The organism is Nocardia sp. NPDC005745 (assembly GCF_040630775.1).
GTDB lineage: Bacteria > Actinomycetota > Actinomycetes > Mycobacteriales > Mycobacteriaceae > Nocardia.
In genome coordinates, this window is record NZ_JBEXYF010000070.1 from 1 (window position 1) to 9,246 (window position 9,246).

Below are 9,246 nucleotides of genomic sequence, written 5' to 3' on the forward strand. Positions count from 1 at the left end.
CACCGCCTCCACCGCATCCTCACCACCATCGCCACCAACCCCCACACCCCCATCGGCGACATCGACATCCTCGACCAAACCGAACGGGAACGGATGGCGGTCGCGGCGGAGCCGGTGAGCGTCGAAGCGCCCACGGCCACCGCGGGTACGGCATTGACCCAGGCGCTGGCGGCGGCGGTCGAAGACGACCCGGACGGCCCCGCCGTGGTCTCCGGTGAGAACGCTTTGTCCTACCAGGATCTCGACGCGCGCTCGTCGCGGTTGGCGCGCGTGCTCATCGCGCGCGGCTGCGGCCCCGGCGCCGGCGTGGCGGTGCGACTGGATCGCGGCATCGAAGCGGTCATCGCCACCTGGGCGGTGCTGAAAACCGGCGCCGCCGTGGTCCCGGTCGACGCACTCGACGCACTGCTGCCGCACGAACTCGAGATCAAGACCGGCTTGACGGTCGGCGGTGCGCACTCGGCCGCCGCGGTCGACTGGCTCGCCCTCGACGACCCAACTGTCGTCGCGGAGATCGCCGCCGAATCACCCCGGCCGGTCACCTACGCCCACCGCATTCGAGCCTTGCGCGGCGGCGACCCGGCGTTCATCGGCGCGCAGGCGCTCAGCTACGACGACCTCGCCACGGCCGCAGCACGGCTGCGCGCACGCACCGAACTGACCTTCGAATCGCGCACTTTCCAGCACGGCAGCCCGCAGTCGCCCGCCGCGCTGGTCGAAGTGGTCGCCGCCGGATCGGTAGGCGCGTCGGTGGTGCTGGTCGACGCGGACGGCGCGCTGACCGAGTCGCTCGCCGACGAGTGGGTAACCCATCTGGTGACGGATCGGGCCGGGCTGGACACGCTCGACCCGATGGCACTGGAGGATTTGCACGCCGTGGTGCTGGACAATGGTGTCGGCGCGGTGCCCGAGGGGCCCTGGTCGAATGTGGCCGCGATCGTCGAGTTCACCGAGCTGTTCGACGCCCGGTGAAGTGATTCGCGGTCATACGGAAGCTCCCAGTTGTGTGACCATGCACACAGCGGACTGGTTTGCTGTATCAGGCCGTCCGCTGGAAATGTGTCATGGACGTGTTCTTACAGGCAGGATGTGCAGAGTTTTCATGTTTCGCTTGTCGGGGAATAGTCTGCCGGCGCAGGGATCGGTGCCCAGGAAGCACGAAGCGGGGCTCGCGTGACGCGGCCCGCGCGGGTGCGGCCCACTCGTACCCGGCGACCTAGAGTCACTACCCTCCCGCAACTGATGGCAACCGCCGTCGAAGCGAATCCGACCGGCACCGCGGTTGTCTTCGCCGACGCGGTCAGCTCTCGCGGACACCTCACCTACGCGGAACTCGACGCCAGGTCCACGCGGTTGGCGCGGTTGCTCATCGATCGGGGGGTGGGTCCGGAGGATCTGGTCGCTGTCGGTGTTCCGCGTTCGGTGGAGTCGGTGGTCGCGGTGTGGGCGGTGGCCAAGACCGGTGCGGGTTTCGTGCCGGTGGATCCGAATTATCCGGCTGATCGCGTCGAGCACATGGTGAAGGACTCCGGCGCGGTGCTCGGCCTCACCGTCGCGCGCGTGGTGGAAGACCTGCCGAGCGAGATCGAATGGCTGGTCATCGATTCGGACGCCTTCGTCCAGCAGCTGGAGGACTACCCGACCGAACCGGTCACCTACGCGGATCGGTTGCGACAGTTGCGCGCCGAGCATCCCGCCTACGTCATCTACACCTCCGGCTCCACCGGCATGCCGAAGGGCGTGGTGGTCACCCAGGCGGGTTTGGCGAGTTTCTGCGCCGAGCAGCGTGATCGGTATCGGGTGACGAGTGCGTCGCGGACGTTGCATTTCGCGTCGCCGTCGTTCGACGCGTCGGTACTGGAATTGCTGCTCGCGCTGGGCGGGGCGGCGACCATGGTCGTGGTCGCGCCGACGGTCTACGGCGGTGACGAGCTGGCCGCGCTCCTGCGCAGGGAGGCCGTCACCCACGCGTTCATCACCCCCGCCGCGCTCGCGTCGGTGGACCCGGCCGGGTTGGACGAGCTGCGTGTGGTGGTGGCCGGTGGCGAGGCGTGCCCGCCGGAGCTGGTGCGGCGCTGGGTGCGCCCGATCGCCGAGGGCGAGCGCGAGTTCTACAACGGGTACGGCCCGACCGAGACCACGATCATGACCAACATCAGCGCGCCGCTGGTGCCCGGGGAACCGGTGACCATCGGCGCGCCGATCCAGGCGACCACCGAATACGTGCTGGACGAGCGGCTGGTGCCGGTCCCGATCGGCGTCGTCGGCGAGCTGTACATCGGTGGACCCCAGCTGGCGCGCGGTTACCAGCTGCGTCCCGGCCTCACCGCCGTGCGTTTCGTTCCGAATCCGTTCGACCCGAACCACTCTCGGCTCTATCGCACCGGCGACCTGGTGCGCTGGACGCCGAACGGCGAGTTGGAATACATGGGCCGCAACGACTTCCAGGTGAAGATTCGCGGTTTCCGTATCGAGCTGGGCGAGATCGACTCGGTGCTGGCCGCGCACGAGACGGTCGACTTCGCGATCACCGTCGGGCATCAGTTGGACAGCGGCGCGACGATTCTCGCGTCGTATGTGCACGCGGCGAGCGGACGCTCCATCGACACCGACGAGCTGATCGCGCACGCCGAGCGCAGCCTGCCGGTGCACATGGTGCCGACCTCGCTAACAGTGCTGGATGAGATTCCGCTGACCCCGGTGGGCAAGCTGGATCGTCGTGCCCTGCCCGCTCCGCAGTTGCAGACCAAGGAATTCCGCGCCCCGTCGGGAGCGCTGGAGCAATTGGTCGCGGGCGTCTTCGGTGACCTGCTCAGCGCGGGTGACGAGATCGGCGCGGACGACGATTTCTTCGAGCTGGGTGGCAATTCGCTGATCGCGACGCAGGTCGCGGCCCGGCTCGGGGCGTCGATCGGCGCGCGGGTGCCCGCACGGACGGTATTCGAAGCGCCGACGGTCGCGCTGCTGGCCGCCCGCCTCGCCGAATTCGACACCGGTGCGGCGCGTCCCGCGTTGGTGGCGCTGCAGCGTCCGGAGCGGGTGCCGTTGTCGTTGGCGCAGCGGCGTATGTGGTTTTTGAATCAGTTCGATACCGGGTCGGCGGCGAATAATATTCCGTTCGCGGTGCGGTTGTCGGGTGTGTTGGATGTGGCGGCGTTGCAGGCGGCGGTCGCGGATGTGGTCGAGCGTCATGAGACGTTGCGGACGGTGTATCCGGCGGTGGACGGTATCGGTTACCAGGTCGTGCTGCCCGCCGCGCAGGCGATCCCGGACCTGACGCCGCACAGCCTGACCGCCGGAGAAATGCCGGACTGGCTGCGCACCTTCGCCGCGGCCGGTTTCGACGTCGCGGCGGAGGTGCCGCTGCGGCTTTCGCTCGCGCGGATCGGTTCCGACGAATACGTGCTCGCCGTGGTCGTGCACCACATCGCGGCCGACGGTACGTCCATAGCGCCGCTGGTACGTGACCTGATGACCGCCTATGTCGCGCGCAGCGCGGGCGAGGCGCCCGGCTGGGCCCCGCTGCCGGTGCAGTACGCGGACTACACGCTGTGGCAGCACGCCGTGCTCGGCGAGGAGAGCGACCCCCGCTCCGTGGCCGCGACGCAGATCGCCTTCTGGCGTGACGCTCTCGCGGGCATTCCCGACCGGCTCGACCTCCCCATGGATCGGCCGCGCCCCGCCTCGGCCTCCGGGCGCGGCGGCGTCTTCACCTTCACCGTCGACGCACCCATCCGGGCCCGGCTCGACGAACTCGCCCAGGCCCACGGCGCCTCGCTGTTCATGGTGGTGCACACCGCCTTCGCGGCGCTGCTGGCCCGACTGTCCGGCACCACCGACATCACCATCGGCACGCCGGTCGCCGGACGTGGCGAGGCGGAACTCGACGATCTGGTCGGCATGTTCGTCAACACGCTGGTGTTGCGGACCGCGGTGGACCCGGCGGCCTCGTTCGCCGGGCTGCTGGAGGCGACCAAGGAACGCGACCTGGCCGCGTTCTCGCACGCCGAACTGCCGTTCGAGCGGTTGGTCGAGGTACTCGATCCGGTGCGCTCGCAGGCGCATCACCCGCTGTTCCAGGTGGCGCTGTTCTTCCAGAACATGGACCGAGCGCAGCTCGAGCTGCCCGGCCTGTCGGTCGGCGCGGTCGAATTCGACGGCGCGGTGGCCAAATTCGATCTACAGCTGACGGTGACGCCGCAGGAGGGCCCGGACGCGGGCCTGGCCGCCATGTTCACCTATGCCACCGATCTGTTCGACGAGAGTTCGGTCGCCGAGTTCGCGTCGCGCCTGAACCGGTTGCTGCGCGCGGTCGCGGCCGACCCCGATCGCGCGCTGGGCGGTATCGACCTGCTCAACGTGGTCGAGCGGGATCGCATCCTGCACGAGTGGAACGACACCCGCTACCCGGTCCGCTCCGAATTGCTGCTCGATGGTTATCGCCGGGCCGTCGAGGCGCATCCGGACGAGATCGCCGTCGCCTACGAGGGTGTCGAGCTTTCGTATCGTGCGTTCGATGCGCGGGTGAATCGTTTGGCTCGGTTGTTGATTTCGCAGGGTGTGGGTGCGGAGTCGTTGGTGGGGTTGGCGGTTCGGCGTTCGTTGGATCTTGTGGTGGGGATGTATGCGATCGTGGCGGCGGGTGGGGCTTATGTGCCGTTGGATCCGGATCATCCGGCCGAACGCATCGCCCACATCCTGGACACCGCTCGCCCCCTCTGCGTCGTGACGACCAGCGCGGACGCGGCCGCGCTGCCCGATGACGTCCGGGCGCTCGCCGTGGACACGCTGGATCTCGGCGGCTTCGACGACAGCCCGGTTCGCGCGGGGGAACTCGTGCGTCCGGTGGTGCCTGCGCATCCGGCGTACGTGATCTTCACGTCGGGGTCGACCGGCCGTCCGAAGGGCGTCGCGGTGTCCCACGCGGCGATCAACAACCAGATCGAGTGGATGCTGGCGGAATACCCGCTGGATCCGGATGACGTGTACCTGCAGAAGACGGCGACGACGTTCGACGTCTCGCTGTGGGGCTACTTCATGCCGCTGCGTGTGGGCGCGAAGCTCGTCGTCGCCACGCACGACGGTCACCGTGACCCCGCGTACGTCGCCGAAACCATTGCTTCCCAGGGCGTGACGGTGACGGACTTCGTGCCGTCCATGCTGACGGTCTTCGCCGCGCACACCGCCCCCGGCAGCTGCCCGACGCTCGAACACGTCTTCGTGATCGGCGAGGCGCTGCCGCCGGAGACCGTGGGCGCCATGCACGCGGTGTCCGACGCCGCCGTGCACAACCTCTACGGCCCCACCGAGGCGGCGGTCTCGGTGACCTACTGGCCCGCGTCGCCGGACGAGCGCACCGTGCCGATCGGTCTGCCGCAGTGGAACACCCGGGTCTACGTTTTGGACTCGTGGTTGCGGCCGGTGCCGGTGGGTGTGCCCGGTGAGCTGTATCTCGCGGGTGACCAGTTGGCTCGCGGCTATGTGCGGCGTCCCGATCTCACCGCCGACCGGTTCGTGGCCGACCCGTTCGGCAACGGCGAGCGGATGTACCGCACGGGCGACCTCGTCGTGTGGCGCAAGGACGCCGACGACGCGGTGCTCGACTATCTCGGCCGGACCGATTTCCAGGTGAAGTTCCGCGGTCAGCGGATCGAGTTGGGTGAGATCGAGACGGCGCTGCTGGCGCAGCCGTCGGTGAGCCAGGCCGTGGCCCTCGTCGCGGCCTCGTCGCTGGGTGATCAGCTCGTCGCCTACGTGGTCCCCGCTCCGGGCGACCGGATCGACGCGCAGACATTGCGGTCCGCGATCAGCGAGACCTTGCCCGCCTACATGGTTCCGGGCGCCATCGTGGCGTTGGAGGCGTTCCCGCTGAACTCCAGCGGCAAGCTGGACCGTAAGGCGCTACCCGAGCCCACGTTCGAGACCAAGCATTTCCGTGCGCCCGCGACGGCGGTCGAGGAGATCGTGGCCGGGGTATTCGGCGAGGTGCTCGGACTGAACCGGGTGGGCGCGGATGACGATTTCTTCGCGCTCGGCGGTAATTCGCTGGTCGCCACACAGGTAGTGGCTCGTTTGGGCGCGGCGGTGGATGCGCGGGTGCCGGTTCGGACTCTGTTCGAGGCGCCGACGGTGTCGGCGTTGGCGGCGGCGCTCGAGTCGGAAACCCGCGGTGAGCGCCGGGTGGAGTTGGGGAGTATTGCGCGGCCGGAGAAGTTGCCGTTGTCGCTGGCGCAGCGGCGGATGTGGTTTCTCAATCGGTTCGATCAGTCCGATGATGCGGGGGAGCGGATCGGTTCGGCGGCCTACAACTTGCCGTTCGCGCTACGGCTGACCGGTGCGCTGGATGTGGTCGCGCTGGGTGCGGCGCTGCACGATGTGGTCGCGCGGCACGAGGTGCTGCGCACGGTGTATCCGGAGACCCTGGAGGGTCCGGTGCAGGTGGTGCTGCCCGCCGCGCAGGTCCATCTGGACCTCGCTCCCCGGGTGCTGGCCGAGTCCGACGTTGCGAGCAGCGTGTACGCCTTGGCGGCCACTCCGTTCGATGTGACGGCAGAGGTGCCGTTGCGGGCCGTGCTCATCCAGGTCGACGGAGCACCGGAGACGTTCGTGCTCGCGGTGGTGGTGCACCATATCGCGGCGGATGCGTCGTCGATGGGTCCGCTGGTGCGCGACGTGATGATCGCCTACGCGGCCCGTACCTCGGGCGACGTTCCGGGGTGGTCGCCGTTGCGGGTGCAGTACGCGGATTACGCGTTGTGGCAGCGTGCGGTGCTGGGGGACGAGTCCGATCCGGAATCGCTGGCGGCACGGCAGATCGCGTTCTGGCGCGCCGAGCTGGCCGAGCTGCCCGACCTGCTGGAGTTGCCGACCGACCGGCCGCGCCCGGCGGTGGCGTCGCTGGCGGGTGCGCGTGTGGATATCGCGATCGATGCGGTGACCCACGCGGGTCTCGTGGACTTGGCGCGTGCGCATGGCGCGACGTTGTTCATGGTCGTGCACACGGCTTTCGCGGTCTTGCTCGCTCGCTTGTCCGGCACCGCGGATATCGCCATCGGAACGCCGGTCGCGGGTCGTGGTGAGCGTGAACTCGATGATCTGATCGGGATGTTTGTCAATACGGTGGTGTTCCGGACGCGGTTCGAGCCGGATGAGTCGTTCGTCGGCCTGCTGGGTAAGCAGCGCGAAGCGGATCTGGCCGCGTTCGCGCATGCGGATGTGCCGTTCGAGCGGTTGGTGGAGGTGTTGAATCCGTCGCGGTCGACGGCGCGTCATCCGTTGTTCCAGGTGGGTTTGTCGTTCCAGAATATGGCGCGTGCGGCGTTGGAGTTGCCGGGTCTGGCGGTGGCTGGTGTCGATGCCGATGTGGATGTGTCGCAGTTCGATCTGCATTTGATCGTCGGTGACGCCTACGAGGAGTCGGGTGCGGCCGCTGGTATCGGTGGGTTCTTGACGTATGCGACCGATTTGTTCGACCGGGCGACGGTGGAGGGTTTCGCGGCGCGGTTCTCGCGCATCCTCGCGGCCGTGGTCGCCGACGCGAACGTCGCGGTCGGCGACATCGAACTGCTCGCCGATGCCGAACGGCACGACGTGCTGGCGCGCTGGAACGCCACCGAGCAGTCCGTGGATGCGGGCGCGACCCTGGTCTCGCTGCTCGACGCCAGCGTGGCGGCGGACCCGCGTTCCACGGCGCTCGTGGCCGATTCGATCGACGGTCAGCGGGTCGAGCTGACCTACGCCGAACTCGATGCGCGAGTGAATCGTCTTGCGCGGCACTTGATCTCGTTGGGTGTGGGTCCGGAGTCGCGGGTCGCTCTGGCGTTGCGTCGGTCGGTGGATCTGATCGTGGCGATGTATGCGGTGGCGAAGTCCGGTGGTGCGTATGTGCCGGTGGATCCGGATCAGGCCGCGGAGCGCACCAGTTACATCCTGGAGACGGCGGCTCCGGTGTGTGTGCTGAGCAACGCCGATGCGGAGTTCGAGACCGATGTCGCGCCGGTGGTGCGCATTGATGAGCTTGATTTGTCGGGTGTGGACGCGAAGCCGGTCACGGATGTTGATCGGGTTGGGCCGTTGCGTCCGGAGAACACGGCGTATGTGATTTTCACATCGGGTTCGACGGGTCGTCCGAAGGGTGTGGCTGTTCCGCACGGTGCGATCGCGAATCAGTTGCAGTGGAAGAGTGTCGAGTTCGGTCTCGATGCGGCTGATGCGATTTTGTTGAAGACGGCGGCGACGTTCGACTTGTCGGTGTGGGAGTTCTGGTCGGCGGCGGTGTGTGGTGGCCGTCTGGTCATCGCTTCGCCGGATGGTCATCGGGATCCGGCGTACCTCAACGAACTCATGGCCCAGGAATGGGTCACTACGCTGCATGTGGTGCCGTCGATGCTGGACGCGCTGCTGACCGCGGGTATGCCGGATTCGTTGTGGCGGGTGCTGGCGATCGGTGAGGCGTTGCCAGGGGCGTTGGCCCAGCGGTTCTTGCGCCAGAACCCTCGAACCGAGTTGTTCAATCTGTATGGGCCGACCGAGGCGGCGGTGTCGATCACCAGCCACCGTGTCGGTGATGCCGACCGGGTTTCGGTGCCTATTGGTGCGCCGGAGTGGAACAGCCGGGTGTATGTGCTGGATGGGCGTTTGCGTCCGGTTCCGGTGGGTGTTTCGGGTGAGTTGTATTTGGCTGGTGCGCAATTGGCGCGTGGTTATTTCGGTCGCGTGGATTTGACGGCGGATCGGTTCGTGGCGAATCCGTTCGAGTCGGGTGCTCGGATGTATCGCACGGGTGACCTGGTCGCCTGGAACGGTCGCGGTGAGCTCGAGTATCGGGGTCGTACGGACTTCCAGGTGAAGATCCGTGGTTTCCGTATCGAGTTGGGTGAGATCGAGGCGGCGTTGTTGGCGTTGCCGGAGGTCGCGCAGACGGCGGTGATCGCGAAGTCGGATCCGAAGACGGGTGACCGTTTGGTGGCCTACTTGGTGCCCGCTGGTGCCGTGGTTGGGTCTGATGGTCGTGCCGATGCCGATGCCGGGTCCGCTGCTGGGGCTGCGGCTGCTGGCGGTGCGGGTGTCGATGTGGCGCGGGTGAAGTCCGAGCTCACCGCCGGGTTGCCGTCGTACATGGTGCCATCGGCGTTCGTGGTCATGGATGCTCTGCCGTTGAACGTCAACGGCAAGTTGGATCGTAAGGCGTTGCCGGAGCCGGAGTTCGAGGTTCAGGCCTTCCGTGCGCCGTCGACTCCGATCGAG

2 protein-coding genes are annotated in these 9,246 nt (G+C 67.7%); both read left to right on the forward strand.

Features of this window, described 5'->3' with window-relative positions; all coding sequences use genetic code 11:
• Nucleotides 1–972: AMP-binding protein (locus ABZ420_RS35515; protein ID WP_357132451.1), on the forward strand; the 972-nt coding region annotated here is incomplete at its 5' end.
• Nucleotides 973–1,242: 270 nt separating this feature from the next.
• A partial coding sequence (locus ABZ420_RS35520) for an amino acid adenylation domain-containing protein (RefSeq protein ID WP_357132454.1) occupies nucleotides 1,243–9,246 on the forward strand: 8,004 nt, incomplete at its 3' end.